Source organism: uncultured Ralstonia sp., assembly GCA_913056305.1.
Taxonomy (GTDB): Bacteria; Pseudomonadota; Gammaproteobacteria; order Burkholderiales; family Burkholderiaceae; genus Ralstonia.
In genome coordinates this window covers 30,619-56,604 of record CAJXMR010000004.1, presented here as the reverse complement: position 1 = coordinate 56,604, position 25,986 = coordinate 30,619, and the positions used below count along the sequence as shown (strand labels likewise).

Here is a 25,986-nt window from a genome sequence, read left to right as displayed (position 1 = left end):
TTGCGATGCAGCCATCCGCGCGTCTTTCAGCGGCCGGAGCGGCGATACAGCTCGGCCATGGCGCCGCACGTTTCGATGTGCAGCATCAGCGCGCGCTTGGCTTCGCGGCGCACGATCTGCCAGACGTGGCTGAGGCGGGAGACAGGGGCAGTGTGGAGGGCGATGGCTTTCATGGCGGCTTCTTTCTGAGTGATGACCTAGGGAATACCCTAATGTTAGTCGCAATATTGCGTTGCAGCAATTTTGCGCGCCGCCATGTCGTCACATCGCCACAATCGAGTGACTAACCGGTCACTCGCGTCACCGTGCCGGCATCTCCGTTCACGCAGATCGTCTCGCCTTCCTCCAACACCGCACGGATGCCCGGTACGTTCACCACCGCCGGAATGCCGAACTCGCGCGCCACGATGGCGCCGTGCGACAGGTAGCCGCCGGTTTCCATCACCAGTGCGCCCACCTTCAGGAACAGGGGCGTCCACGCCGGATCGGTGCTGGGCGCGACCAGCACGTCGCCCGCTTGCAAGGTGGTGCCCTCGGCCGCGCGATCGACCAGCCGCGCGCGGCCCTGGGCGATGCCCGCGCCGACCGCCGTGCCGGTCCATTGCGTACCGTGTTGAGCGCGCGCCGGCGTCGCCGGTGTGGGAGCCAGTGCGCCGCCGTGCTCGGTGATGAGGTCCGGCTCATGCTCGGTGGCCCAGCGTTCCAGCGTGTGCCGGCGCTCGCGTGCACGCTGCGCGGCGAAATCCCGTGCCAGCGCACCGGTGGCGGCGCTCACGCATTCGTCGAGGGTGAGGTTGAAGATGTCGTCGGGCTGCTCCAGTCCGTCGGGTCCGCCTAGATGACCGGCCAGTTTCAGCAGGCCGATGCGCAGCGCGTCGAGGTAGGCCGTCAGCGCACTGCGCGCAGCCTCGCGCTGGTTGCTGTCACGCACGGCGCTCTTGAGCAGGGTCCGCACGAGCGGGCGCAGCCAGAGCGGCAGCCGCTGCGCGAGCTGCTGCCATGCCCGTTGTGACGCAGCTTGCTGGCGCGCATGCACGGCCTGCGCATCGCTGCCGACCAGCCCGACGACGAGGTCGAGCAGGTAATCCGGCTGCTCGCGCCAGCGCGGGTTGCGGAAGTAGCTCTCGGCAATGGCGCGGTGGCCGTAGCGCTCCAGGAAGGTGCCGAAGCGCTGACGGAACGCGCTGTGCGCCGGCAGGTGCTGTGCCCACTCGGCGCCAATGCGCGTGTCGCTGCGCAGCCAGGCGAGCGCTTGATCGTCAGACGCCGCCACCTGTGCCAGCGCCATCAGGTCGTAGCCTTGCTGCGCGGTGACGCTGGGTTCACCACCGGCCATCAACGCGGCGGCCAGAGCATGGCCCTCGCCGGGGCAGTATTTCTCGATGACGTCGACCAGGCCCGACACCGAACCGCCCGCTGAGCCCTGCAGGAAGAACAGGCTGTTGGCGCGCGCGACGATGGCGCAGCGTTCGCGCAGGCATGCCGCCAGCGCGGCGGCATCGTCAGGCCAGGCGTCTTCACGCCATTGCGCGGCTTGCTTGCGCGCGCGGTTCAGGTCGCTTTGCGCGTGGCGGCGATGCGCACCGGCGCTGAGCAGATAGCGCAGCAGCCGAGCGCCGCGTGCCAGGCGCTGCGGCCAGGTCACGGCCGGTACAGTGATCTCCGGTTGCGTGCCGCCCAGCATGGCGTTGATGGCGCGTGGCGCGATGCCGAACGCGTCGAAGGCCTCCCACTGCATCAGCGAGACGTCCAGATAGAGGCGCCCATGGAACAGCGCCGCGTGGTCCGTGCCGGGCAGCACGGGGTAGCCCGCCAGCTCGTAGGTGAGCGTGAGCATGCGGTTGGCGGCGTTGCGATAGAGCGCCCAATCGAACGGCGAGAGCGGATCGGGAAACACCTCGCGTGTGTTGCCGCGTGTCCAGACGTTCTGCTGCGGCTGCAGCGCGGCGTAGGTGTGGCGGCCGCGCGTGGTGACAGGGCGCGCCTGCACGATCCAGAATCGTGCGCCGTCCCAGACCCATTCGATGTCGTAGCGCGCCTGGGCAAAATCCAGGGCGCGGGCGGCGTCGCGCGCGAGCGCCGCGAGCTGCATGAGCTGCGCATCGTCCAGGACCGCGCGTGCCGCCTGGGCCGGCGGCGTATCCACGAGCGCTGTGCCGCCGTTGGCGCGCGGCTGCGTCATGCGCTGCTTGCTGCCGATGTGCCGCTCCAGCACGTGCAAACTATCGTCGATGGGTGAGGCTTGCAGCCGGTAGGTGTCGCCGTCGGTCTGGCCACTCACCAGGGCTTCGCCCAGGCCCCAGTGCGCGTTGATGATGAGCTGGTCGTCGCGCCCCAGCAGCGGGTCGCAGGTGAAGGCGATGCCCGAGACGACGGCCGGCAGCATCGGCATGACGACCACGGCCATGGCGAGGTCCGTGCTGTCGATCTCGAGCCGCGCGCGATAGGCCAAGGCCTGCGGCGACTGGGCGGAGTCCCACACCGCTTGCACCGCCTCGGCCAGCGCCTGCACGCCGATCACGTTGAGGCGCGTTTCGTGCATCCCCGCGAACGAGCGCTGCGACGAATCCTCCTGCGGTGCGGATGAGCGCACGGCCAGTGGCGTCTCCAGCCAGCCGCGGTCTTCCAGTGCCTGCGCGAGTGCTGCCTGCACGGGGTCAGGTATCGGTTCACCGATCGTGCGCCCGCGGCTCGACCGCGCCGCCAGCACGAACCCATCCGGCACGGGCACACCGAGCGCGGCCATGCGGCCGAGTTGCCAGCCTTTGCCACCCGCCACCGCGGCGCCTGCCATGGCGGCACCCTGCCAATCCAGCACGACATCCAATACGCGCGCGTCCATCACGCCTCCTTGCGGCCGGCGCCGCGCACGAACACGTCGATGATGGCGGCAAAGCCTTCATGCAGGCTTTGCTCCGGATGCGGCAGCCAGCGCATGAGCGCGCCAAGGTAGAGGTATTCGAACAGTGTCGCCAGGTGGTCAGCCGTGAGCGTGGTGTCGAGTTCGCCCGCGAGCTGGCCGGCGTGGATCAACGCATTGAAGATGGACGCGAGGCCGCTGCGCCTGCCGACGTCGCGGTAGCGCGAGGCCAGATCGGCGTCGGCAAACCGGTAGCGGAAATACGGGGCGAGATACGGGCGGCGCGTGTTGCACCAGTCGGCCGAGGCCGACAGCAGCACGGACATGCGTGCCACGAAGCCGGTCTGCGCTTCGATCAGCGGGCGCAGTTGCGCGCCACCGTCTGCCAGTTCGGTATGGAACTGGTGGGCCAGCAGCGCTTCCTTGACGGGAAAGTGGTTGTAGAGCGTGCCCTTGGAGACATCCGCCTGCGCGGCGATCTGCTCCATCGTCACGGCGTCGTAGCCGTGTGTTTCGAACAGCGCAAAGGCGGTGGCGGCCAGGTGATCGAGCGTCTGGATGCGTTTGCGTTCACGGCGGCCAGGTTCGTCCGCCAGCAAGACCGATATCATCGCGGCACCTCATTTATTTGACGACGTACAATTTTATACGTCGTTCAAAAATATGCGCAAGCGCTGACGAGGGATTCGGATGTCGGTGGGACGGTACCGTCACTCAACTTTGCGGATGGTGCCCTGCGCCGCCGCGCACAGCCGGCGCTCGCCGGCCTGCACGGCAAATACGTCGCAGCGGCACACGGCCTGGGTCTTGCCGCTGCCGACCACGGTGGCCACCGCCAGCAGCTGGTCGGCATCCTTGGCCGGGCGCAGGTAGTTGATCTTGAACTCGGCGGTCACGGCATCGCCCAGCACCGAGCCGCCGGCGAAGGTGAGCGCGTTGTCGGCCAGGTACGACAGCACGCCGCCGTGCACGAAACCGTGTTGCTGCAGCAGCACAGGCGCCATTGGCAGCGACAGTTCCGCATGGCCCGGCGAGAACGCCTCAAGCTGCGCGCCCAGCGACGCGCTGAAGGGTTGCTCGGCGAGGACCTTGCGGCCAAAGGTAAGCAGGTCGAAGGACATGGGCGTCTCCTAGGGGAAATCAGGCGCTGATTGCGTGCCAGATGCCGATCGCGAGCTGCTTGCGCGTGGCCGGCGCGACGGTGATGGGCTGCTGCCGCGTCCACAGCGGCGTGAGGTGGATCAGCGGCGCGAAGACCAGGGCGATCCACACGTCGAAAGCCATCGCGCGCATCTCGCCGGCGGCGGCCTTGCGCTCGGCCCAGGCGCGCAGCACGGCAAAGGCCTCTGCGTTGGCGGCGCCGAGCGCGTGCGGTGCGCTGGCTACGGCGTCGGTGCGGCGCAGTTCGTGCAGCACGCGGGCGCGCTGCGGATGCAGCGTGACCCAGTCGATATATGCCATCACCAGGGCCCGGGTGCCGCGCTCGGCCGCCGGATCATTGGCCAGCACCGGCAGCAGGTGCGCGTGGAAATCCTGCAGCGACTGCTGATACAGCGCCAGCACCAGCTGTGCCTTGGTCGGGAAGTGGTGGTACAGGCTGCCGTTGCTCGCTTGCGCGCGCACGCGCACCTGCTCCATGGAGGTGGCGTCGTAGCCCTGCGCAAGGAAGAGATCGGCGGCGGCGTCGAGCAGCGCGTCGCGGGTGGTCGGTGTCGTCATGGACTGGAGTATTGCTCTGGAGTTCTACTCCAGTCAAGCGCCGAAACCCAGCGACCCGGTACGTGACGGGCGGGAAAAAAAAAAACGGCCGATCTTGCGACCGGCCGTTGCTGCTGCGGCTTCAGCCCGCTCGGGCCTACGCCCTGCGATCAGGCAAGCTCAAAGCGATCCAGGTTCATCACCTTGTCCCACGCGGCAACGAAGTCGTGCACGAACTTCTCCTGCGCATCCGCGCTTGCATAGACTTCAGCCAGGGCCCGCAGCTGCGAGTTGGAACCGAAGATCAGGTCAACGCGCGTGCCTGTCCACTTGCGTTGGCCGGTGGCGCGGTCCTGCCCTTCAAACACGTCCTCAGCGTCCGATAGCGGCTTCCACTCCGTGTCCATGTCGAGCAGGTTGACGAAGAAGTCGTTGGTGAGCGCCTCCGGCCGCTGGGTGAAGACGCCGTGCTGGGTTTGCCCCACGTTGGCGTTCAGCACGCGCATGCCGCCCACGAGCACCGTCATTTCCGGCGCGGTCAGCGTCAGCAGCTGCGCCTTGTCCACCAGGAATGCCTCGGCCGGCACGGCACGCTTGCCTTTGAGATAGTTGCGGAAACCGTCGCCGATCGGTTCGAGCACCGCCATGGAAACCACATCGGTCTGTGCCTGCGAGGCATCCATGCGGCCCGGCATGAACGGGACCTTTACCGCGTGCCCGCCGTTCTTTGCGGCTTGCTCGACGCCCGCGCAACCGGCCAGCACGATCAGGTCGGCCAGCGATACCTTTTTGTTGCCGGACTGGGCGTTATTGAACTCGCTCTGGAGTCGCTCCAGGGTCTCCAGCACCTTGGTCAGCTGCGGTGGCTGGTTGACCTCCCACGTCTTCTGCGGTGCGAGCCGGATGCGTGCGCCGTTGGCGCCGCCGCGCTTGTCGGAGCCCCGGAACGTGGACGCCGACGCCCAGGCCGTCGACACCAGTTGCGAGACCGACAGCCCCGAGGCCAGGATCTTGCCCTTGAGCGCTGCAACATCCTGCTCATCGACGAGCGTGTGATCGACCGCCGGGATGGGGTCTTGCCAGAGCAGTTCCTCCGTCGGCACTTCCGGGCCGAGATAGCGTGCGCGCGGTCCCATGTCGCGGTGCGTGAGCTTGAACCATGCGCGCGCAAACGCATCGGCAAACTGATCCGGATGCTCGTGGAAACGCCGCGAGATCTTTTCGTAGGCCGGGTCGAGCCGCAGGGAAAGGTCGGTCGTCAGCATGGATGGCGCCCGACGCTTGGACGGGTCGTGCGGGTCCGGCACGGTGTCGGCGCCCGCATCGCCCTTCGGCTTCCATTGATTCGCGCCGGCCGGGCTCTTGGTCAGCTCCCATTCGTACCCGAACAGGTTCTTGAAGTAGTCATTGCTCCACTGGGTTGGCGTGGTGGTCCAGATGACTTCCAGGCCGCTGGTGATGGTGTCATCGCCCTTGCCCGTGCCGAAGCTGTTCTTCCAGCCGAGGCCCTGCGCCTCGATGCCGGCCGCTTCCGGCTCGGGGCCCACGTTGGATGCTGGGCCGGCACCGTGCGTTTTGCCGAAAGTATGGCCGCCGGCGATGAGCGCCACCGTCTCTTCATCGTTCATCGCCATGCGCGCAAACGTCTCGCGAATGTCGACGGCGGCCGCGAGCGGGTCCGGGTTGCCATTCGGGCCTTCCGGATTGACGTAGATCAGCCCCATCTGCACCGCACCGAGCGGATTGGCGAGATCCCGCTTGCCGGAGTAGCGTTTGTCTTCCAGCCAGGTGGTTTCGGGCCCCCAGTAGACGTCTTCCGGCTCCCAAACGTCTGCACGCCCGCCGCCGAAGCCGAAGGTCTTGAACCCCATCGACTCCAGCGCGACATTGCCGGCCAGGATCATGAGGTCTGCCCATGAGATGTTCCGGCCATACTTCTGCTTGACCGGCCACAGTAGCCTGCGCGCCTTATCCAGGCTGGCATTGTCGGGCCAGCTGTTGATGGGCGCGAAGCGCTGCTGGCCGGCACCGGCGCCGCCACGGCCGTCGCCGGTGCGATAGGTGCCGGCGCTGTGCCATGCCATGCGGATGAACAACGGCCCGTAGTGGCCGAAGTCGGCCGGCCACCAGTCCTGGGAGTCGGTCATCAGGGCCAGCAGATCTTCCTTCACGGCCGCATAGTCGAGATGCTTGAACGCTTGCGCGTAGTCGAAGTCCTCGCCCATCGGGTCGGACTGCGGCGAGTGCTGGTTCAGGATCTTCAGGTTCAGCTGGTTGGGCCACCAGTCACGGTTCGACATGCCGCTGCCGGCGGTGTGGTTGAACGGGCATTTCGATTCAGTCGTCATGCGTTGTCTCCTGTGATCGCTTCCACTCGATGACCCGGTTGAGTTCATCGTCCGAACACTCCAATCAAATACTAATTTCTGCCAACCGCAGGCGGAAATTGGCTTATTTGATGGCGATGAGAGAGAAAACCTAAGACCGATGCGTGCCCAGCCTGCGGTGCCTTGTCACGCGGGGCATGGCGGCTGCACGCGTCTTCGACGGCGCAAAAGTGGCGTGTCCGACGGTCCGGTTCCGGTCACTGGCTCGATGAATGCACCACCGATTTTTCGGTGTGATGACAAACCTGGATCCGGAGCGAGGGCGCTCGACGCACGCTACGACAGCGGTTCGTGGCGGCCAGGCAGGGCGGGCGCGTGCTGGGCGGGGGAATGGGCTGGAAGAGGTGGCGCGCCGGGGAAGTGGGCGTGGCGCGCGATCAGCAGGGGAGCGCGTCCGGGGCGACGATTCCGCCGCCCCGGACCACAGTACAAGGTCGCTAGCGACCTTGCCGTGCTCAGAAGGTATGTCGAATGCCGACTTGCACGCCCGTCTCACCCTGCCCCGCGTCCGGCGTCAGGAACGATCCGGTGGTGATGCTGGCGCCGGCCATCTTGAAGCGCGCGGTGTTGTCGTTCTTCAGCCGCGAGATCACGCCATAGAGCCGCGTGCGCTTGGACAGGTCGTAATTGACGATGCCGCTGACCTGCCAGGCGCTGTTGCCCAGCGGCGAGCTGTCGCGGATGGTGGCGTACCCGGCGCCGACCGTCCACGCCGGCTGGATGCGGTAGTCCGCCGACAGCGAGTAGGTGCTGTGGTAGTTGCCGGGCACGTTGCCCACCGGACCGACCGTGGGGTCGTACTTGCCGGCCGGGTTGCTCAGCGCGTTGCCGGTGGTGGCGGAGATCACCTCGTTCGCGCGGAAATAGCCGAAGTAGACCTTGCCGCGGCCGTAGTCGACGTTGCCGCCGGCCATGAATTCGCGCACGCGGTTGCTGTTCGACGCATTGGCGGCGTTCAGGTAGGCCAGCGCGAAGTACACCGGGCCTTGCGTGGTCTGCACTGCCGCCTGGTAGACCGCGTTGCCCGCCATCGAACCCGCCTGTCCGCCCACGGAGTAATGCAGCTCGAACTGCGTGTTGGCGAACTTGGGCGAGAGATAGCTGAGGTCGTTGTCGACGCGCGCCAGCCAGTTGGCGAAGTTGTTGTAGCCCGAGCCGTAGGTGGCGGCGCCAAAGGCATCCATGTTGCCGCTGTAGGTGAACATGGCCGAGTTCTGGCGGCCGGCACGCAGCTCACCATACGGCGCGGCCACGCCCACCCAGGCCTGCCGATCGAACAGGCGGTACGAGTTCTGCGCCTGGCCCGAGCTCGGGTCGAACCCGCTTTCCAGGTTGAACGTCGCACGGTAGCCGCCACCCAGGTCTTCCGACCCGCGCAGGCCCCAGCGGCTGGTCATCTCGCCATTGCTGCCGAGCACCGACAGCGACGTGCTCTTGCCGCCCACGGTGGCCGACTGGTAGCCCGTAAACACGTCGAGCACCCCGTACAGCGTTACGGCCGGGGTCGCCGACGCCTGCGCATGGGCCTGCTGCGCGCCGATGGCCCCGATGGCCGCAGCCGCCAGCATTGCATTCCATTTCGTCTTCATATTGTCTTGATGCCTCCTCTCTTTTTTCCCTCAAAAAAACTGTGCTGCCGGCTCAGCGATTCGGCTGCGGGGCCAGCAGTCGCTTCACGATCAACGCCAGCGGTACCGTGAAGCAGAAATGGGACATGAACCCGCCGATGATCACGACCGGGTCGGTGTAGTTCGGGTGGTTGTCGGAGACGACTGCGATGGCCACGTGCATCACGATCCAGGCGACGATGGCGTAGAACAGCGCGACGAAGGTCGCCTCGTAGCCGCGCCGGCGGAAGGCCGGCCAGATCATCGCGAACAGCACGCCCCAGCTCAGCGCAAAGACGAAGTGGATGCCCGTGCCGATGAAGTACGCCCAGAGGCCGATCGACTCCTGGAATGCCTTGCCGAACACCAGGCCGGTGGCGTTGCGTGGAATGCCGGCCAGCGGCATCAGGTGCTGCGCCCCGACCCAGATCAGCGCCTCGTAGATCCAGATGATGACGGCGCCCGCCAGGCCGCCGATCAGGCCGGCACGGAGGATGGCGTGAAGGCTGGGCGCATCGGACGTATCCGGGCGCGTGCCCCCGACGAATTCGCTGCTGCTGACATGGCTGGCCATGGTGGTCTCCTGATGATTTTTAAAATGGTCTGGGTACGGCTGCAGTCATGGGAAGGACGGCCGCGAGACTGCAGGCGCGGCGAGAATCGGAAACGACGATTTGCGAGGTGGCCTACGGCGAAAGTGCTGCGTCCGGCGCGGGCGCGTGCTGATGCCGCTGTCCGAGAATCGCGTCGGCATAGGCCTGCCAGCCGTCGCGCTCGGTGATGCCCTGGAATGCCTCGCTTTGCGCCAGCCGTGCCACCCACTGCTGCTTCTCGGCAATGGCGCGCGACATCAGCGGTTCGATGCCGGTCTCTGCCACCGTGCGCGCGGCTTCGGCCATCTCCTCGGCGCGCCGCTTGCCATGCAGCGCGACGCGGCTGAACAGGTAGGCGCCCAGCGTTGGCCAGTCGATGCCGGGAAAGGTCTCAGCGAGGGTGGGCAGCATGTGGGCCTCGACACCGTAGGCGCGCGCGTTGGTATAGCTCTCGATCACCAGCGCTTCCAGGCCCTTGATCAGGATGCTGCGGCTCATCTTGATGGCCGAGGCGATGCCGACCTGATCCGACACGGTCGTGGCCTGCATGCCCAGCGCGTTGAGTGCGCCCTCCAACGCCGCTGCCCGCGCGCCACCGATCAGCATGGGCACGCGGATGCCATACGGCGGCACGGAGGTCATGACGCCCGCCTCGATGTAGTGCGCCCCTGCGGCCTGGATGGCTTGCGCCGCCTGCTGCTTTACGCCGGGAGATGCCGAGTTGAGGTCGAGGAAGATGGTGTCCGGGCGGATGCTGCCGGCCGCCTGCCGTGCCACCGCCAGCGTGTTGGCCGCCGTCACCGCCGAGATGACAAGCGTCGCCTCCTCGCATAGCGCGGCGCAACTTGCGGCGGCCCGAACGGGCGCGCTCACCTGCGCGCTGAAGACAAGGTCCGTCTCAAAGCGCACGTCCCACGCGCTGACGCGGGCGACGGCAGGGTGCGCCGCCAACGCGCGCGCAAAGATGCCGCCCACTTCTCCGAAGCCGATCAATCCCACTCGCCATGGCGTCATGGTGGTCTCCTGCGTTGCCCGTTGGTCGGTGCGTGGACTAATCGATGTAGCGCAGCCCGGCGCGGGCCAGGGTGTCGCGCATGCTGTACATGTCGAGGCCGAGCTCGCCGGCGGCGAAGCGTGCGCGCTTGGCCTCTTCGTTGGCGGTGCGGGCGGCGGCGGCTTCAGCCACCGCTGCGGCAGCGGCGGCGGGCACGACCACCACGCCATCGTCATCGGCGATCACCACATCGCCCGGGTTGACCGGGGCGCCGGCGCAGACCACCGGCACATTCACCGAGCCCAGCGTCGCGCGCGTGCAGCCCTTGGCGTGAACGGCGCGGCTGAAGACCGGAAAGCCCATCGCGGTGAGGTCCTTGACGTCGCGCACCCCGCCGTCGATGACCAAGCCCGCCGCGCCACGTGCGCGGTACGAGGTGGCCAGCAGGTCGCCGAAGAAGCCGTCGAAGCTGTCGGTGGTGCAGGCGGCGATGACGATGTCGCCGGGCTGGATCTGCTCGGCGGCCACGTGCAGCATCCAGTTGTCGCCGGGCTGCAGCAGCACGGTGACGGCGGTGCCGCAGGCGTGTGCGCCGGCGTAGATCGGGCGCATGTAGGGCTTCATCAGGCCGATGCGGCCCATGGCTTCATGCACGGTTGCCACGCCGAATTGCGACAGGGCGGCAACCGCATCGGCGGGCGCGCGTTCGATGCGGCGGTGGACCACGCCGAGAAGGGTGTTGGCGGTGCTCATGCGGAGGCTCCGGTGGTAGCGAGGGCGAGGCCTTGGTTGAACTGGCCATGGTGGCCGCGCGCCTTGAGCTGCGCGTCCAGGCGCGGGTACACGCGCCGCGCGTTGCCCTCGTAGATCTGGTAGCGGTCTTGCGCCGACAGGCTCTGCGCGTGGTCGATGTAGCGGCGCGTGTCGTCGAAGTAGTGGCCCGTCTCCGGATCAATGCCGCGCACGGCGCCGATCATCTCGGAGGCGAACAGGATGTTGTCGACCGGGATGACCTTGGTGAGCAGGTCGATGCCGGGCTGGTGGTAGACGCAGGTGTCGAAGAACACGTTGCGCAGCAGGTGCTCCTGCAGCGGCGGCGTCTTCAGCTCCTGCGCCAGGCCACGGAAGCGCCCCCAGTGGTACGGCACCGCGCCGCCGCCGTGCGGGATCACGAACTTGAGCGTCGGGAAGCGGCGGAACAGGTCGCTGGTGAGCACCTGCATGAAGGCCGTCGTATCGGCATTCAGGTAGTGCGCGCCGGTGGTGTGGAAGCACGCGTTGCAGCTCGTGCTCACGTGGATCATGGCCGGCACGTCGTACTCGACCAGCTTCTCGTAGATCGGGAACCAGTAAGGATCGGACAACGGCGGCGAGGTCCAGTGGCCGCCCGACGGGTCTGGGTTCATGTTCACGCCGACGAAGCCATAGTCGACGACGCAGCGCTCCAGTTCCGGAATGCAGGTGGCGATGTCCACGCCCGGCGATTGCGGCAGCATGGCCGCGCCCACAAAGTGCTCCGGGAACAGTTGCGACACGCGATGGCACAGCGTGTTGCAGATGGCCGCCCACGTCGCGCTGGTCTCGAAGTTGCCGATGTGGTGCGCCATGAACGACGCACGCGGCGAGAAGATCGTCAGGTCGGAACCGCGTTCCTGCATCAGGCGCAGTTGGTTGATGCGGATGGCTTCGACCAGCTCGTCGTCGCTGATGTGTAGTTCGTCCGGCGACGGCCCGAGCGCGGGCGTCGACAGGTTGGCGATCTGGCGGCGGCGCCAGTCTTCGAGGGCGTTGGGGGCGGTGGTGAAGTGCCCGTGGCAATCGATGATCATGGGTGAACAGATCCTTCGTCAGTCAGTTCGCGGGCCAGGCCGCGGCGGGAATCAGCACTTCGCCGCGCATGATGGGGCGCGCGGTGCGCACCAGCGCGCTGCGGGCGATGCCGTTTGGTTGGGTAGGGTCGGTCTCCAGCTCGACGGTGAATTCGCCGGTCGGGTGTTCGACGCTGATGGAGTAGATGGGGCCGATGCCGGCCACCTGGGCAATGCCGCTGGCAACGGTGCCCGGCAGCACGCAGGCCGTGCCGACCGTGACGGCGGCCAGCACGCCGATCGCCTCATGGCACACGCGCGGGATGAAGCAGCGCGTGGCGATGTTGCCGTCGTCGCGTGGCGGTGCGAGCAGGCACATCTTGGGGTAGCTCCTGTCGGTGACGTCGCCCAGGCCCATGCGGTGGCCGGCGGCCAGGCGCAGGGCTTCGAGCGTCTGCTTGAGCGGCGTGTCGGCGTTCAACTCGGCGACGGTCTCATAAGCGGTGCGGCCGAGGTCGGCGGCGCGCAGCAGCACCATCGGCATGCCGTTGTCGATCAGGGTCGCTTCGATGGTGCGGGTGTGGCCGGTGGCCGGGTCGTCGATCGACAGGGTGTCGATGGCGCGGCCGGTTGGTAGCAAGGCGCTGCACACCGAGCCGGCGGTATCGAGAAAGTCGATGACGATTGGGGCAGCGGTGCCGGGCACGCCGTCGATGCGCGCGTCGCCGGCATAGCGTGGCTTGCCGCCCGGCGTGGGCACGGTGATGTCGCACAGCATGCCGGTGTTGCGGGTCAGTACGCGGGCACGCGTGGTCTCGGCGCCGGGTGTGAGCAGGCCGGTTTCGATGGCGAAGGGCACCACGGCGGCCAGCATGTTGCCGCAGTTGGGCGTGGTGTCCACGGTGTCCGTGTTCGGCTGCAGTTGGGCAAAGGTGAAGGCCAGGTCGGCCTGGCCGGAGGTGTCGCGCGCGACGATGCCGACCTTGCTGGTGAGCGGGTGGGCGCCGCCCAGGCCGTCGATCTGGCGCGGGTCGGGGCTGCCCATGGCGGCGAGCAGCGCGCGGTCCCGTGCCGCAACCTCTGCCGGCAGATCGGCTTCCAGGAAGAACGGGCCGCGCGAGGTGCCGCCGCGCATCAGGATGCAGGGCACGGCGTGCAGATCGGAATCGAGAGCAAACGTCATGGCGGGGTCTGGCTGAACGACTGGTGCCCGGAGTATCGGCGGGCACCACCTGGCCTTGGTTGCCATGTAGCGGGGGAGCTGTTCTAATTTTCTTATCGCGTTAGGTTGCTCCCTTTCCATGCAGACGATCAGCTTGCATCACCTCTACGTGTTTACCGGCGTGGCCGCGGCCGGCGGCGTGCGGCGCTCGTCGGAGACGCTGCATCGCGCGTCTTCGGCCATTGCGCGTTCGGTGGCGGCCCTGGAGGCGGCGCTCGGCGCCGAGCTGTTCGAGCGCAAGGGGCGCGGCATGCTGCTCACGCGCGCGGGTGAGATCGTCCTGATGCGCGCGCAGCAGATCGAGGCGGCGCTCAAGGAAGTGCGCGAGGATGCGGTCCGCTTGCGCACACGCCAGGGTGCGCCGATCGCCAGCCTGGAAGCGCTGCACAACGAACGCCGGCTCGAGGTGGCGGCGCTGCTGTCGGAGGTGCATCACATGCCGAGCGTGGCAGCCGCCCTTGGCATTTCGCAGTCCGCCGTCAGCCAGGCGGTGGCACGCTTGGAAGATGCGTTGGGCCAGCCGCTGTTCGCACGCACTGCGCGCGGCATGGTGCCGACCGATGCCGGCAGCCGCTGGGTGGTGCGGTTCGAACGCGTGCTGGCCGAGCTGCGCCACATTCACGCCGACATCGCGGCCTTGCAGGGTGCACTGGAAGGCACGGTCACCATCGGCGCGCTGCCGCTGGCGCGCACGCAATTGTTGCCGACGGCGATTGCGGAGGTGCATGCGCAGCATCCGAAGCTGCGCTTCCGCTCGCTGGAGAGTCCGTATGAGGAATTGACCGCCGGGCTGCTGAGCGGCCGCATCGATTTCATCCTCGGTGCCTTGCGCCCGCAGCACTCGCAGGGCCTGACCACCGAGGCGGTGTTCGAGGATCGCATCTCGATCATCGTGCGTGCCGAGCATCCGCTCGCCAGGCGGAAGAAGCTGGGTTTGCGCGATCTGGACGGCTACCCCTGGGTGCTGTCGCGCGCGGGGGCGCCGTTGCGCGAAGCGCTCGATGCGGTGTTCACGCGCCAGGGGCTGCCGCTGCCGCAACCGCTGGTGGAAACCGGCGATCTCGCCCTCGTGCGCGGTCTGCTGCTGCGCGGCGATATGGTCACCGCGCTGTCCACCTACCAGCTGCACTACGAGCTGGAGGCCGGCTGGCTGCGCGCGCTCGACCTGCCCATGCCGGACATGGCGCGCGGCATCGGCATCACTACGCGTATGGGTGCGCGTCTGTCACCGGGCGCCGATGCGCTGCTCGCTGCGATTCGCCGCCATAGCCAGGACTGGCGCTGATCTTCACGTGGTGTGAAGGCCTTTCCTCACAGGTCGTCCTCCATGCACTTGCCGCAGCCCGATAAGTAAACGGCAACGCGAGCCGCGCTGATTAGCAATGCATCCGTTCCCCTGCCTACGTAGACTGCCGTAGCCGTGAAGCCTGCCTTCATGGCAACCAGTTTTTCGAACGATAAGAACCCGCCAGTGGTTCGCCAGGAGACGGCATGACTACCAAGCAACGGCTCGACATCCGGGCCTACATCAATGAACGCGGCATGTCCGGGTACCAGTGGCTGATGCTGGGCCTGTGCTTCCTGATCGTGGCGACCGACGGCATGGACGTCGCCATCATGGGCTTTCTCGCACCCGACATCACCCGCGAATGGGGCATCTCGAAAGCGAGCTTTGGCGTGGTGATGAGCGCGGCGCCCATCGGCCTGGCGGTGGGTGCGCTGCTGGTCGGGCCGTTGTCGGACCGCTTCGGCCGCAAGAAGCTGCTGGTCGCGTCGATCGCGCTGTTCGGCCTATTCAACCTGGCGAGCGCGTTTGCCGGCAACACGGTGGCGCTGTCGCTGCTGCGCTTTCTCACCGGCCTGGGCCTGGGCGCGGCGATGCCGAGCACCACGACGCTCTTGTCGGAGTACGTGCCGGAGCGCTCGCGCAGCATGCTGCTGGCGACGATGTTCACCGGCTTCAACCTGGGCTCGGCGCTGGTCGGGTTTGTGGCCGCGGCGCTGCTGCCGCATTTCGGCTGGCGGGCCGTGTTGATGGTGGGCGGCGCGATTCCGCTGCTGTGCCTGCCGTTCTATCTGGCGCTGATTCCGGAATCGGCGCGGTTCATGGTGGTCAAGCAGTTTCCTGCCGAACGCATCGCCCGCACGCTGCGCCGTGTGTGCCGCAGCGACATTCCCGCCGACGCCGCATTCACCGTCAGCGAGCCGCCGGTCAGCGGGTCGCAGCCGGTGCGCACGGTGCTCTCGTCGGACTACCGCGGCATCACGCTGGCACTGTGGGTAACGTACTTCATGGGCCTGCTGGTGATCTACCTGCTGAGCGGCTGGCTGCCCACGCTGATCAAGGACGCCGGCCTGTCGATCGAACGCGCGGCCAACCTGACGGCGCTGTTTCAATTGGGCGGCACCGTGGGCGCACTGGTGGTGGGCTTCTTCATGGACCGCGTGGCGCCGCGCCGCGTGATCGGCACGGCCTATCTGCTGGGCGCGGTGTGGATCTTGCTGCTGTCGTCCGGAAGCGTAAGCTCGGGCTTGTTCGCCTTCTACGTGCTGGCCGCGGGCTTCTGCATGAGTGGTGCGCAGACCGGGCTGAACGCCTTCGCGCCGTCGTGCTATCCGACCCCGGTGCGGGCCACCGGCGTGAGCTGGATGCTGGGCATCGGCCGCTTCGGCAGCATCACCGGGTCGATGGCCGGCGGTGTGCTGCTGACGATGGGTTGGAGCTTCAGTGCCGTCGTCGCCATCCTGGCCATTCCGGCGGCCATGGCGGCGGTGTCCATCGTCTCGACCAAGGCGCAGCCGCGCGCCGCTATTGCTTGACCAGCTCGATTTGATTGCTTGATTGATTCCCATGGCTACTATCGTCGGCGCGATCGCGTCATCCCACACTCCCACCATCGGCTTCGCGCTCGACGCCGCCAAGCAGCAGGACCCGGCCTGGGCGCCGATCTTCGCGGCCTACGCGCCGGTGGCCGAATGGCTGGCGCAGGCGAAGCCGGACGTGCTGCTGGTGGTCTACAACGACCACGTCACCTCGTTCTTCTTCGACCATTACTCGGCCTTCGCGCTGGGCATTGGTGATGCGTATGCGCCGGCCGACGAGGGCGGCGGCGCGCGCCAGTTGCCGCCGATCGGTGGGCATGTCGGGCTGGCGCGCCACGTGGGCGCGTCGCTGGTGGCCGATGAATTTGACATGTCCTTTTTCCAGGACAAGCCGCTCGATCACGGTTGCTTTTCGCCGCTCTCGGTCATGCTGCCGCATGAACAAAGTTGGCCGGTGCAGATCGTGCCGCTGCAGGTGGGTGTGCTGCAGTTTCCGGCACCGTCGGCGCGGCGCTGCTACAAGCTCGGCCAGGCGATCCGCCGCGCAGTGGAGAGCTACCCGGAAGACCTCAAGGTCGCCATCGTCGCCACCGGCGGCCTGTCGCACCAGGTGCATGGCGAGCGCGCCGGCTTCAACAACACCGCGTGGGACCAGACCTTCCTCGATCTGTTCGAGTCCGACCCCGAAGCCCTGCTCGAACTCACGCACGCCGACTACGCCCGCCTGGGTGGCTTCGAGAGCGCGGAGGTGGTGATGTGGATGGTGATGCGCGGCGCCATGTCCGCGCGCATGAAGTGCCTGCACCGCGACTACTACCTGCCGTCGATGACCGGCATTGCGGTGGCGCTGTACGAGAACGAGGCGGCGACCGATCCCGATCTGCAGGCCGCCCGCGCGCAGCGCCAGCGCGAGCATATCGGACATCAGCTCAAAGGCATCGAAGCACTGGAGGGCACCTATCCGTTCACGCTGGAGACGAGCGTGCGCGCCTATCGCATCAACCGCTACCTGCACCAGTTGATCCAGCCAGAATTCCGCGTGCGCTTTCTCGCCGATCCGGTGGCCACATATGACGAAGCCGGGCTGTCAACCGAGGAGCGCGATCTCATCACGCGGCGCGACTGGCGTGGCCTGATCCACTACGGCGTGATCTTCTTCTTGCTCGAGAAGCTGGGTGCCGTCATCGGGGTGTCGAACCTGCACATCTATGCCGCCATGCGGGGCCAGTCTCTGGCCGATTTCCAGAAGACGCGCAACGCGCCCGGCGCGCTGTATTCCGTGACGGGCGGCGCGGGCAGTGGGGCAGCGTGGACTAATCCTGCTGTGCAGCCCGACGCGTCGGTGTCGTAGCGCGTGGTCCGTGCCGCCAGGTATCGGCGGCGTCACTTCGGCTTGCCTGTGCGGCTTCTGCGCACTAGCTTGAAACGGCGAGGACCCGAACCGCGATGAGACGACACCTGCCACATCCACGCCGCCTGTTTCTCCTGCTGCTCGCGTGCCTGTGCGTGGTTCCGGTGTCTGCCCAAGTGAGGAAAGCCATGCCGCTCACCCTGACTTCCACCGCCTTTGCAGCCGGTGGCGAGATGCCCGAGAGGCTCACGTGCGAAGGCACGGACACGTCACCGTCGCTGGAGTGGACCAGTGTGCCACCGGGCACGCGCAGCCTGGCGCTGATCGTCGATGACCCGGACGCACCCGACCCCGCTGCGCCCAGCATGACGTGGGTGCACTGGGTGCTCTACAACATGCCGCCCGGCACGCAGTCCCTTGCTGAAGGCGCTGCCAGAGGGCATCTGCCGCCCGGCACACGCGAGGGCCGCAACGACTGGCAGCGCACCGGCTACGGCGGGCCGTGCCCACCCATCGGGCGCCATCGCTATTTCCACAAGCTGTATGCGCTGGATGTGGAGTTGCCGGAGCTCCACGAGCCGGACAAGGCGGCGCTCGAGCGCGCCATGCGCGGTCATGTACTGGCGCAGGCCGAGCTGATCGGGACGTACCAGAAGCGCAAGCGCTAGGGGTGGCTCACACTCGCTCAAGTGGCTGGCGCGCCATACCGCTTGCGCAGCTCCAGGTTGATGGCCAGCACGTTGACCATGGGCTCGCCCGCCAGGCCGCTCAGCGGGGCCTTCGCATGCTGTGTCAGCAGATCGGCAATTTCGCGGTGCACGGTGTTGCCGTCGCGCTTGGTGTCGCGCGCCCACGCGGCGGCCACGCGGTCGAGCTGAAACATGGCGTTGATCAGCGTGATGTCGGGGTCGAGGCCCGAGGCGGAAGCGGTCACCATGTCACCCGGCACGGGGGCGAGATCGGCTTGCGGATGGTCCTGCCGCCACATGTCGAAGAAGATGGCCTGGATGTCGCTGCCGTCTTTCGCGAACTCGACGCTCGCCACCGGCTTGCCGTCCGCGCCCGGGTGCGTGGCATCCACCGGAAACATTCCCGGATGCACTTGCGAGACGTCCACGAAGAACGGTACCGCCAAGTCTGCGGGCTTGGGCTGCGGCGTGCCCGGGTTGTCCTTGACCCACGCGGCCACCGCTTGGCTGTGCGCCTTGGCCCACGCATCAACGTAGGCCGTATGCGTCGGGCTGCCCGTCACCCAGGCTTGCGCGAGGCTGTTGTGCGCCTGCGCCCATTGCGCGACCAGATGCGGCTGCCCTTGGAAGCGATCGGCCTGGAACCAGCGTTCCACATCCGGCCCGACCACCTGGCCCGCTTGCGGGCCGCTGGCGTAGCGGGCCACCGGCGCAATCGCGCGTGCCACGCGATCGCGCAGCGTGTAGTTGGTCGGCGCCAGCGATGACGAGCCCGACGCGGAAGCGTCATACGACACCGCCGACGGGCGCGGCTGGAAGTACTCATCCTTGGTAAAGGGCTGCGCGATCAGCAGCGACCCGACCAGCTTGCCGTCCGGCCCCTTCACCATGCTGCCGTTGGCCTGGAACGGAAACGCAGTCTGGCCGATCACCCACAGCACGGCCGGATACAGGCCGCACACGATCACCACCACGCTGGCGAGTAGCACCAGGCTTTTGCGCACGTGACGGAACATGGTTGCCTCCGTTGTCCTCGCCCATCGTCCCTAGCTGGCCAGCTTCAAGGCGACCAACAGCAGGTCGATCAGCTTGATGCCGATGAACGGCACCACCACGCCACCCACACCCCAGATCAGCAGATTGCGGCGCAGCAGCGCATCCGCGCCCAGCGGCCGGTAGACCACGCCCTTCAGCGCGATCGGGATCAGCATCGGGATGATGAGCGCGTTGAAGATCACCGCCGACAAAATGGCCGAGGTGGGCGAGTGCAGCTGCATCACGTCCACCGCCTTCAGCCATGGCAGCGTGCCCGCAAACAAGGCCGGCACGATGGCGAAATACTTGGCCACGTCGTTGGCGATGGAGAAGGTCGTGAGCGCGCCGCGCGTCATCAGCAGCTGCTTGCCGATCTCCACCACTTCAATGAGCTTGGTCGGGTCGCTGTCGAGGTCGACCATGTTGCCGGCCTCCTTGGCGGCCTGTGTGCCGGAGTTCATGGCCAGGCCCACATCGGCCTGCGCGAGCGCTGGCGCGTCGTTGGTGCCGTCGCCCATCATGGCGACCAGCTTGCCTTCGGCCTGTTCCTTGCGCAGGTACACCAGCTTGGCCTCCGGCGTGGCCTCGGCGATGAATTCATCGACCCCGGCCAGGCCCGCGACGGTGGCCGCAGTGAGTGCGTTGTCGCCCGTCACCATGACGGTGTGCAGGCCCATCTTGCGCAGGTGCAGGATGCGGTCGTGGATGCCCGGCTTGAGCACGTCTTCGAGCACGATCACGCCGACGATGACATTGCCGGCGGCCACCACCAGCGGTGTCGCGCCCTTGCCGCCCACCAGCTTGACCATGCCCGCCAGCTCGGCCGGCACGGTGCCGCCCAGCTTGGTGACGTAGGCGGTGACGGCGTCCGGTGCGCCCTTGCGCAGCACGCGGCCATCCGACAGGTCGATGCCGCTCATGCGCGTCTGCGCTGAGAACGGCACCAGCGTCGCCCCGGCGGGCGGCTCGTTGTGGTGCTTCTCGCTCGGAGCCGCCACCGCGACGATGCTCTTGCCCTCCGGCGTCGGGTCCCCCAGTGAGGCGAGTGCTGACAGCTCGCGCAACTGCGGTTCGGTGGTCGTCACCATCGGCAGGAACTGCGTTGCGCGCCGGTTGCCGACCGTGATGGTGCCGGTCTTGTCGAGCACCACGGTGTCGATATCGCCCGCCACCTCCACCGCCTTGCCGCTCTTGGCGACGATGTTGGCACGCAGAGCGCGGTCCATGCCGGCAATGCCGATGGCGGCCAGCAGCGCGCCGATGGTGGTCGGGATCAGGCACACCAGCAGCGCCACCAGCGTTGGCACATCGGTGCCCAGGCTCTTGAGCGGTGCGGACAGGCCCAGATAGCTCGTCATGTACTGCTCGGCATTCAGCGCCATCGGCCACAGCGGGATCACCACGATCAGGAAGATGAGCGTGAAGGCCGACAGCACCAGCGTCAGCGCGATCTCATTGGGCGTGCGCTGGCGCACCGCGCCCTCCACCAGGCTGATCATGTGGTCGATGAAGGTGTCGCCGGGGCGTGCCGTGATCCGGATGGTGATCTCGTCGGCAATCACCATGGTGCCGCCGGTCACGCCCGAGCGGTCGCCGCCGAATTCGCGGATGACCGGCGCGGATTCGCCGGTGATGGCCGACTCGTCCACGGCAGCGGCGCCCTGCACGACTTCACCGTCGCTGGGGATGATCTCCCACGCCTTGACGATCACCAGGTCGCCTGGCATCAGCTGCGCGGAGTTGACGGTCTCGATGGCATCGCCGCGCAGGCGGTGGGCCATGGTGTCCTGGCGCGTGCGGCGCATCGATTCGGCCTGCGCCTTGCCGCGCTCCTCGGCGATGGTGGTGGCGAAGTTGGCGAACAGCACCGTCGCCCACAGCCACGCGTCGAGCGCGAGAAAGTACGTCAGCGGCACCTGGCTCTCGGCATGCCCGAGCGCGGCCTGCACGGTGTAGAACAGCGTGAGCAACGCGCCGAGCTCCACCACGAACATCACCGGGTTTTTCCACTGCACGTTGGGGCGCAGTGCCAGCACCGCGTGCCACATGGCAGTGCGTACCAGCGGCCACGGAAACAGTTCGTGCGGCATCAGGCTGACCGGCGGCTTTACGTCACGGGACAAGCCGCTGATCGCATCGTGAGGGCTCTTTAACGTAGCCATGGCAGTTGTCCTCCGCACGCGGCGCTATCCGCCAAACGGCGTTGGCCCGAGGTGTTCGGCCAGCGGCCCGAGTGCCGCCACCGGCAGGAACAGCAGCGCCCCGACGATCATGATCGTCCCCAGCAGCAGCAAGCCGAAGGTGAGCGTGTTGTCGCGCATGGTGCCCAGCGTTTCGGGTGCGGTCTTCTTGCGGCCCAGGAACACCGCCATCGCAATCGGCGCGATGATGGGCAGGTAGCGGCTGAACATCATCACCAGGCCGGTCGACACGTCCCACTGCGGGGCGGACGGCGGCGGGTTCGGGTTGGCGTTCAGGCCATAGCTGACTGCCAGCCCATCGAACGCCGAGCCGTTATTGGCCGACGCTGACGAGAACTGGTAAGTGATCTCGGTAAAGCCGTGTGGGCCGGCATTGGCCTCGGCCTTGGTGCCCCAGTCGGTGGCCGAGAACAGGCCGGTTGGGCCCAGGATCAGGATCGGGTGGATCAGCAGCGCAATCATGGCGAGCTTCATTTCGCGCGCGCCCACCTTGCGCCCGAGGTATTCCGGTGTGCGGCCCACCATCTGCCCGGCCAGGAACACGCCCACGATCAGGAACAGCAGCAGGTTGATCATGCCCACGCCCTTGCCGCCGAACACGCAGTTGATCCACATGCCGATCAGCGGCGAGAGCCCGGCCAGCGGGTTCAGGCTGTCGTGCTCCGCATTGACGGCACCGCAGGTGACATCCGTGGTGATGGCCGCGAAGGTGGCCCCGGCCGAGGTGCCGAAGCGCAGTTCCTTGCCTTCGAGATTGCCCAGACGCTGGTCAACCGGCAGCGCGGGCAAGGCCGGCACGGTCAGCACGGGTGGCGCGCCGCCTGCCTGGCTCGGCAGCGTGTAGCTGCGTGCCACCGGGTGCGCGGTGAAGGCGGGGTTGGGCTGCAGCGTATCCCAGTAGATGACCCAGCCGATCAGGGCGACCATCATCGTGAGCATCACGCTGTAGATCACCACTGCATGGCGCAAGCGCCGCAGCATGCGGCCATACATCAGCACCAGCGCAAACGGGAACACCATCATCGCGTCGGTAGTGAGCACGTTGCTGACGGCGGTCGGATTCTCATACGGATGCGCGGCGTTCATGCCGTAGAAACCACCGCCGTTGGTGCCCAGCATCTTGATCGGAATCACTGCGGCGACAGGGCCGACGATGATGGTCTGCTGCTTGGCCTCGCCATTGTCGGCGGTGCCCATCGCGGCAGGCTCCAGCGTTGTGACCTGGTAGGCGCTCTGGTACGTCATCGGTACGCCCTGCTGGATGAAGATCGTGCCGCATACCAGCGCCGCCGGCACGAACATGTAGAACACCACGCGCCACATGTCGACGAAGAAGTTGCCGATCAGCGCCTCGCCGCGCAGCGCGCGGATGATGGCCGTGAGCGCGCACAGCCCCACCGCTGCCGAGAGGAACATGTTCGGCAGGATGAAGAAGAGTTGGCTGAAGTTGGAGAGGTGCTGGTCGCCCGAGTAGTGCTGCAGGTTCGTGTTGGTCATGAACGAGATGACCGTGTTGAAGATCGTCGACGGCGCGAGCATGCCGCGCCCCAGCGGGTTGAGCGGTGCGATGGGCTGCAGCGAGAGCACCACGTAACCGAACACGAACAGCACGGCGTTGAACACCAGCAGCGCGACCGTGTATTGCTTCCAGTCCTGTGGCCCGCTGTTCAGGCGCGCCTCGAACCAGCGCAGACCCGGTAGCGGCGTGTACTTGCCGTCCATGATCCACGCCATGTAGCGCGAGAGCGGAATGGAGATGAGGATGGCGATTGCCAGGATGAGAAGCGGCAGGGTCCACATAGCCCCTCCCTGCAAATGAAGTGCGGGCGGAGGGTTCCGCCTAGAACCATTCCGGCCGGATCAGGGCCAGCACCAGGTACACGAAGACGAACAGGGACACGCCCGCGGCAAGCCAGGTCATGACAGCCACTCCATTGACTGCGCTGCGCTTAGATGCGTTCGCAGCCGAGCAGGAACCATCCGCACACGCCCATGCCGGCCAGGCCGAGCACGAACAGCAGCGGAAGCCAGACGACGAGATTCATGCGTGTTCTCCCACGCAACTTGTGCACGATGCGCATCTTCGCGCGACACGTTGGGTGATCGTTTCGGCGCGCATCTCTCTGGCTCAGGTATAGGCACGCCGAGGTCACGATTGGGTAAAGAAGCGCATGCGCGGTGTCAAATTTCCGTAAACGCCGTGCCATGGCAGTGACCTGTCCGGCGCTCGCCCACCGGGTCCAAAAACCCTGTGCAGAGTGGGCGCATTGGGCGGCGCGATTGGTGCCAAAACAGTCCGCACGGTGTTGCCCAAAGCCAACGAAAAAACTGCTTGCAGGGTCACGTACGACTTTGTTACTCTCCGCTCCGTCATAGCTACGGAGTGATCTCCATGGACAGTTGTTCTAGTCGACCTTCGGTCGCACTTTGAACGGCTAGACAGTCTGGGCGCAACCGCGTTGCGCCTCTCCACTGCCTAGCCGTAATGCACGGCGGGTAGTGGCTCTTGTGCGGGTTCTCCGCGCAAGCCCCTTCCCCAAAATTCGATCGCTTTACCGACACGGCCAATGTGGCCGCGTGCGTCTTTGCGTGCGCGGTTCCCAGGGGGGACCGTCGTCGGCTCATGCCTACGTCCGTCAAAAAGAAGCGGACGAGGGAGGCCCCATGCTGCTTTTCTCGATGCTGCAATACGCTTTGGTCGCGGTGCGCCCGCTCGTTCTGGTGCGTGCTGCTGCGCTTCGCCGTCCGGCCTTGCTGGCCGTGACGGCCCTGCTGTCCGTTTTTACCCATGCCGCCCACGCGCAAGGCATGACTGCTGCCGAAGCACCCGCGGCTAACCAACCCGCCGAGGAACAAGTCGCCGTTGTTGGTTCCAAGGTCCCCGCTCCTGCTGAACAAGCGCCGGTGGTGCCCGAACCGGAGCGGTGGAACCTGCACGCGCAGGCCACGCATATCACCCAGTGGCACGGCAAGTTCAAGGCACCGTATGCCGGTTCGAACAGCTTGGCCTCGGACGGTGAGAGCAGCGAAACGACCGACGCGACGGTCTTTCTCGGGCTGCGCCTGTGGCACGGCGCGGAGCTGTATGCGAACCCTGAACTCGACCAGGGTTTCGGCTTGAGCAACACCCTGGGCGTGGCGGGTTTCCCCAGCGGCGGGGCGTACAAGGTGGGCCGTAATTCGCCCTACTACAAGCTGCCCCGGTTCTTCCTGCGCCAGACCATCAACCTGGGCGGTGAGACGCAGGCGTTGGAGTCCTCGGCCAACCAGCTCGCAGGGTCGAAGACTGCGGACAACATCACGGTGACGGTCGGCAAGTTCTCGGTGGTGGACATTTTCGATACCAACACCTACGCGCATGATCCGCGCTCGGACTTCCTGAACTGGTCCGTGCTCGAATCCGGTGCCTTCGACTACGCGGCCGATGCCTGGGGCTACACCCGTGGCGCCGCGGTGGAATGGACGCAATCGTGGTGGACTGTGCGCGGCGGCTTCTTTGCCCTGTCGGTGACACCAAACGCCGAGGCACTGGATGTCGGCTTCGGGCAGCGTGAGTGGGTGGGTGAGGTCGAGGCGCGCCATCAACTGTTCGGCCGTCCGGGCAAGGTGAAGCTGCTGGCGTTCGTGAACCAGGGCTACATGGGGCGCTATAACGACGCCGTGAACCTGGCGCAGCAAACCGGGTCCACGCCGGATACGTCCCAGGTGCGCCAATACGCGTCGCGCCGCGGCATCGCGCTGAACCTGGAGCAGGAACTGGCCCCCGACCTGGGCTTCTTCGCCCGGGCCAGCATGAATGACGGCAGCAAGGAAGCCTTCGACTTTACCGATATCAACCAGTCTGTCGCCGCCGGCTTCTCGCTGTCGGGTGACCGCTGGGGTCGCCACAAGGACAAGCTGGGCGTCGCGTTCGTGGTGAACGGGTTGTCGAAGTCGGCACGGCGGTATTTCGAGAACGGCGGGATGGGCGTGCTCGTCGGCGACGGTGCAATGAACTACGGCCGCGAGCAGATCGCCGAGATCTATTACAACTGGGCTGTCATGCCCCACGTCACGGTGGGTCTGGATTACCAGTACATCATCCACCCTGCCTACAACCGGGATCGTGGCCCTGTTTCGGTTGCTGCAGCCCGGCTGCATCTGGAGTTTTAACGCTTGATCCGTTAATTCGACGCTGTGACAAGGCCCGCTGGAGTTGTTCTCCAGCGTCCAGCGGGTGCCGTGACAGGCATGCGCGCCTTGTCCTGTAGCGTCTCTTGTAATGGAGGACCCATATGGACAGTCCGAGTCGACCTTATCCCAAAGCAGTTTCTTTCTCGTAGGCAAGTCCGCCGCCTGGGTCCTCCCAGCCGCTGGCTTGCCGATCTGGCAAGGCAGCGGTCTCTTTACCGCTCCTTGAAGTTCATCGCCGGAAGCCTTCCGGTTTGCTCCGCACGTGCCCAACGCAAGCACGCGCGGCAAGGAGTGTCACATGCGCAAGTTCACGATTCCCGCCCGCCGTTTCTCGTCGATGGTGCTGCCGTTCACCTCGCCCTTCATCCAAGCGCCCGCTGCCGTGCCGCAGCGTGGAGCGGATGCGGCGGCTACGCGCAGCAAGCGCCCGGCCGAGACGGGGCACACCATGTCCGCGCGCGGCTACGCAGAGGCGGCCGTCCGCCTGTCGCGCACGTACTGGTAATTCGTTTTCTGCATCGATCCAAAAAGAACAGGAGGTCAAC

The 25,986-nt window shown here is 66.6% G+C and carries 22 protein-coding genes; 6 read left to right on the top strand and 16 right to left on the bottom strand.

All coding sequences use genetic code 11. From position 1 onward, the window contains the following. Positions 1 to 26: 26 nt before the first annotated feature. The 12 genes from QZ609_RS01620 to QZ609_RS01565 all read right to left on the bottom strand — a co-directional run bounded on the left by QZ609_RS01620 (position 27) and on the right by QZ609_RS01565 (position 13,130). Positions 27 to 173 carry a hypothetical protein gene (locus QZ609_RS01620; protein ID WP_295490126.1) on the bottom strand — a complete coding sequence of 49 codons (147 nt, stop codon included), beginning with the start codon at positions 171 to 173 and terminating at the stop codon, positions 27 to 29. A gap of 110 nt (positions 174 to 283) precedes the next feature. Further along, entirely contained in the window at positions 284 to 2,842 is a 2,559-nt protein-coding gene (locus tag QZ609_RS01615) for a PEP/pyruvate-binding domain-containing protein (RefSeq protein WP_295490124.1), read from the bottom strand. Further along, positions 2,842 to 3,471 (bottom strand): TetR/AcrR family transcriptional regulator, encoded by a 630-nt coding sequence (locus QZ609_RS01610; RefSeq protein ID WP_295490121.1) that lies wholly within the window; start codon positions 3,469 to 3,471, stop codon positions 2,842 to 2,844. The genes QZ609_RS01615 and QZ609_RS01610 overlap by 1 nt, the downstream gene beginning before the upstream one ends. A 99-nt stretch (positions 3,472 to 3,570) precedes the next feature. Further along, on the bottom strand, positions 3,571 to 3,981 hold the full coding sequence (locus QZ609_RS01605) for a PaaI family thioesterase (RefSeq protein WP_295490117.1): 411 nt from the start codon (positions 3,979 to 3,981) through the stop codon (positions 3,571 to 3,573). Positions 3,982 to 4,000: 19 nt separating this feature from the next. After that, positions 4,001 to 4,579: a TetR/AcrR family transcriptional regulator gene (locus QZ609_RS01600; protein WP_295490114.1), complete on the bottom strand. Its 579-nt coding sequence runs from the start codon at positions 4,577 to 4,579 to the stop codon at positions 4,001 to 4,003. Positions 4,580 to 4,728: 149 nt separating this feature from the next. Next, the gene (gene katG / locus QZ609_RS01595) at positions 4,729 to 6,906 is read right to left on the bottom strand and encodes a catalase/peroxidase HPI (RefSeq protein WP_295490112.1); all 2,178 of its coding nucleotides are present in this window, start codon (positions 6,904 to 6,906) and stop codon (positions 4,729 to 4,731) included. A 494-nt stretch (positions 6,907 to 7,400) separates the two neighbouring features. Continuing rightward, the gene (locus QZ609_RS01590) at positions 7,401 to 8,534 is read right to left on the bottom strand and encodes a porin (RefSeq protein WP_295490110.1); all 1,134 of its coding nucleotides are present in this window, start codon (positions 8,532 to 8,534) and stop codon (positions 7,401 to 7,403) included. A 52-nt stretch (positions 8,535 to 8,586) separates the two neighbouring features. Then, the gene (locus QZ609_RS01585; protein WP_295490107.1) at positions 8,587 to 9,126 is read right to left on the bottom strand and encodes a hypothetical protein; all 540 of its coding nucleotides are present in this window, start codon (positions 9,124 to 9,126) and stop codon (positions 8,587 to 8,589) included. A 112-nt stretch (positions 9,127 to 9,238) separates the two neighbouring features. Beyond that, a complete protein-coding gene (locus tag QZ609_RS01580) occupies positions 9,239 to 10,159 on the bottom strand; it encodes an NAD(P)-dependent oxidoreductase (RefSeq protein WP_295490104.1) in 921 nt (306 codons plus the stop codon). A gap of 37 nt (positions 10,160 to 10,196) precedes the next feature. Beyond that, on the bottom strand, positions 10,197 to 10,892 hold the full coding sequence (gene ligK, locus QZ609_RS01575) for a 4-carboxy-4-hydroxy-2-oxoadipate aldolase/oxaloacetate decarboxylase (protein ID WP_295490102.1): 696 nt from the start codon (positions 10,890 to 10,892) through the stop codon (positions 10,197 to 10,199). Continuing rightward, complete coding sequence (locus QZ609_RS01570; protein WP_295490099.1) at positions 10,889 to 11,968, bottom strand: amidohydrolase family protein; 1,080 nt, start codon at positions 11,966 to 11,968, stop codon at positions 10,889 to 10,891. The genes ligK and QZ609_RS01570 overlap by 4 nt, the downstream gene beginning before the upstream one ends. Before the next feature lie 22 nt (positions 11,969 to 11,990). Next, complete coding sequence (locus QZ609_RS01565; protein WP_295490096.1) at positions 11,991 to 13,130, bottom strand: 4-oxalomesaconate tautomerase; 1,140 nt, start codon at positions 13,128 to 13,130, stop codon at positions 11,991 to 11,993. A gap of 118 nt (positions 13,131 to 13,248) precedes the next feature. On the opposite strand from QZ609_RS01565, the gene QZ609_RS01560 reads away from it, so the two are divergent. The 4 genes from QZ609_RS01560 (at position 13,249) to QZ609_RS01545 (ending at position 18,011) form a co-directional block, all read left to right on the top strand. Then, entirely contained in the window at positions 13,249 to 14,454 is a 1,206-nt protein-coding gene (locus QZ609_RS01560; protein ID WP_295490093.1) for a LysR family transcriptional regulator, read from the top strand. 206 nt (positions 14,455 to 14,660) lie between these two features. Further along, the gene (locus QZ609_RS01555; protein ID WP_295490090.1) at positions 14,661 to 15,989 is read left to right on the top strand and encodes an aromatic acid/H+ symport family MFS transporter; all 1,329 of its coding nucleotides are present in this window, start codon (positions 14,661 to 14,663) and stop codon (positions 15,987 to 15,989) included. A gap of 31 nt (positions 15,990 to 16,020) precedes the next feature. Continuing rightward, positions 16,021 to 17,343, top strand: a complete 1,323-nt coding sequence (locus tag QZ609_RS01550; RefSeq protein WP_295490087.1) for a gallate dioxygenase — start codon at positions 16,021 to 16,023, stop codon at positions 17,341 to 17,343. A 188-nt stretch (positions 17,344 to 17,531) separates the two neighbouring features. Next, positions 17,532 to 18,011, top strand: coding sequence for a YbhB/YbcL family Raf kinase inhibitor-like protein (locus QZ609_RS01545; RefSeq protein WP_295490084.1), 480 nt, complete (start codon positions 17,532 to 17,534; stop codon positions 18,009 to 18,011). 17 nt (positions 18,012 to 18,028) lie between these two features. Here QZ609_RS01545 and QZ609_RS01540 read toward each other — a convergent pair whose 3' ends face one another. Genes QZ609_RS01540 through QZ609_RS01525 form a run of 4 tightly spaced genes read right to left on the bottom strand, consistent with a single transcriptional unit; the run spans position 18,029 to position 23,189 of the window. Next, positions 18,029 to 19,048 (bottom strand): potassium-transporting ATPase subunit C, encoded by a 1,020-nt coding sequence (locus tag QZ609_RS01540; RefSeq protein ID WP_295490082.1) that lies wholly within the window; start codon positions 19,046 to 19,048, stop codon positions 18,029 to 18,031. 30 nt (positions 19,049 to 19,078) lie between these two features. Beyond that, on the bottom strand, positions 19,079 to 21,229 hold the full coding sequence (gene kdpB / locus QZ609_RS01535) for a potassium-transporting ATPase subunit KdpB (protein ID WP_295490080.1): 2,151 nt from the start codon (positions 21,227 to 21,229) through the stop codon (positions 19,079 to 19,081). 24 nt (positions 21,230 to 21,253) lie between these two features. Then, the gene (kdpA, locus tag QZ609_RS01530; RefSeq protein ID WP_295490077.1) at positions 21,254 to 23,068 is read right to left on the bottom strand and encodes a potassium-transporting ATPase subunit KdpA; all 1,815 of its coding nucleotides are present in this window, start codon (positions 23,066 to 23,068) and stop codon (positions 21,254 to 21,256) included. Positions 23,069 to 23,108: 40 nt separating this feature from the next. Continuing rightward, positions 23,109 to 23,189, bottom strand: a complete 81-nt coding sequence (locus tag QZ609_RS01525) for a potassium-transporting ATPase subunit F (protein ID WP_295490170.1) — start codon at positions 23,187 to 23,189, stop codon at positions 23,109 to 23,111. A gap of 743 nt (positions 23,190 to 23,932) precedes the next feature. Here QZ609_RS01525 and QZ609_RS01520 point away from each other — a divergent pair. After that, complete coding sequence (locus QZ609_RS01520; protein ID WP_295490074.1) at positions 23,933 to 25,420, top strand: carbohydrate porin; 1,488 nt, start codon at positions 23,933 to 23,935, stop codon at positions 25,418 to 25,420. A 319-nt stretch (positions 25,421 to 25,739) separates the two neighbouring features. Further along, on the top strand, positions 25,740 to 25,946 hold the full coding sequence (locus tag QZ609_RS01515; protein WP_295490071.1) for a hypothetical protein: 207 nt from the start codon (positions 25,740 to 25,742) through the stop codon (positions 25,944 to 25,946). The last annotated feature ends 40 nt before the right edge of the window (positions 25,947 to 25,986 follow it).

Coding starts and splice junctions, on each gene's coding strand:
- QZ609_RS01610 (WP_295490121.1), bottom strand. CDS start 3,471: ATGATATCGGTCTTGCTGGCGGACGAACCTGGCCGCCGTGAACGCAAA.
- QZ609_RS01525 (WP_295490170.1), bottom strand. CDS start 23,189: ATGACCTGGCTTGCCGCGGGCGTGTCCCTGTTCGTCTTCGTGTACCTG.
- QZ609_RS01605 (WP_295490117.1), bottom strand. CDS start 3,981: ATGTCCTTCGACCTGCTTACCTTTGGCCGCAAGGTCCTCGCCGAGCAA.
- QZ609_RS01515 (WP_295490071.1), top strand. CDS start 25,740: ATGCGCAAGTTCACGATTCCCGCCCGCCGTTTCTCGTCGATGGTGCTG.
- kdpA (WP_295490077.1), bottom strand. CDS start 23,068: ATGTGGACCCTGCCGCTTCTCATCCTGGCAATCGCCATCCTCATCTCC.
- kdpB (WP_295490080.1), bottom strand. CDS start 21,229: ATGGCTACGTTAAAGAGCCCTCACGATGCGATCAGCGGCTTGTCCCGT.
- QZ609_RS01520 (WP_295490074.1), top strand. CDS start 23,933: ATGCTGCTTTTCTCGATGCTGCAATACGCTTTGGTCGCGGTGCGCCCG.
- QZ609_RS01615 (WP_295490124.1), bottom strand. CDS start 2,842: ATGGACGCGCGCGTATTGGATGTCGTGCTGGATTGGCAGGGTGCCGCC.
- QZ609_RS01585 (WP_295490107.1), bottom strand. CDS start 9,126: ATGGCCAGCCATGTCAGCAGCAGCGAATTCGTCGGGGGCACGCGCCCG.
- QZ609_RS01540 (WP_295490082.1), bottom strand. CDS start 19,048: ATGTTCCGTCACGTGCGCAAAAGCCTGGTGCTACTCGCCAGCGTGGTG.
- QZ609_RS01620 (WP_295490126.1), bottom strand. CDS start 173: ATGAAAGCCATCGCCCTCCACACTGCCCCTGTCTCCCGCCTCAGCCAC.
- QZ609_RS01560 (WP_295490093.1), top strand. CDS start 13,249: ATGCAGACGATCAGCTTGCATCACCTCTACGTGTTTACCGGCGTGGCC.
- QZ609_RS01555 (WP_295490090.1), top strand. CDS start 14,661: ATGACTACCAAGCAACGGCTCGACATCCGGGCCTACATCAATGAACGC.
- ligK (WP_295490102.1), bottom strand. CDS start 10,892: ATGAGCACCGCCAACACCCTTCTCGGCGTGGTCCACCGCCGCATCGAA.
- QZ609_RS01550 (WP_295490087.1), top strand. CDS start 16,021: ATGGCTACTATCGTCGGCGCGATCGCGTCATCCCACACTCCCACCATC.
- QZ609_RS01545 (WP_295490084.1), top strand. CDS start 17,532: ATGCCGCTCACCCTGACTTCCACCGCCTTTGCAGCCGGTGGCGAGATG.
- QZ609_RS01580 (WP_295490104.1), bottom strand. CDS start 10,159: ATGACGCCATGGCGAGTGGGATTGATCGGCTTCGGAGAAGTGGGCGGC.
- QZ609_RS01565 (WP_295490096.1), bottom strand. CDS start 13,130: ATGACGTTTGCTCTCGATTCCGATCTGCACGCCGTGCCCTGCATCCTG.
- QZ609_RS01590 (WP_295490110.1), bottom strand. CDS start 8,534: ATGAAGACGAAATGGAATGCAATGCTGGCGGCTGCGGCCATCGGGGCC.
- QZ609_RS01600 (WP_295490114.1), bottom strand. CDS start 4,579: ATGACGACACCGACCACCCGCGACGCGCTGCTCGACGCCGCCGCCGAT.
- QZ609_RS01570 (WP_295490099.1), bottom strand. CDS start 11,968: ATGATCATCGATTGCCACGGGCACTTCACCACCGCCCCCAACGCCCTC.
- katG (WP_295490112.1), bottom strand. CDS start 6,906: ATGACGACTGAATCGAAATGCCCGTTCAACCACACCGCCGGCAGCGGC.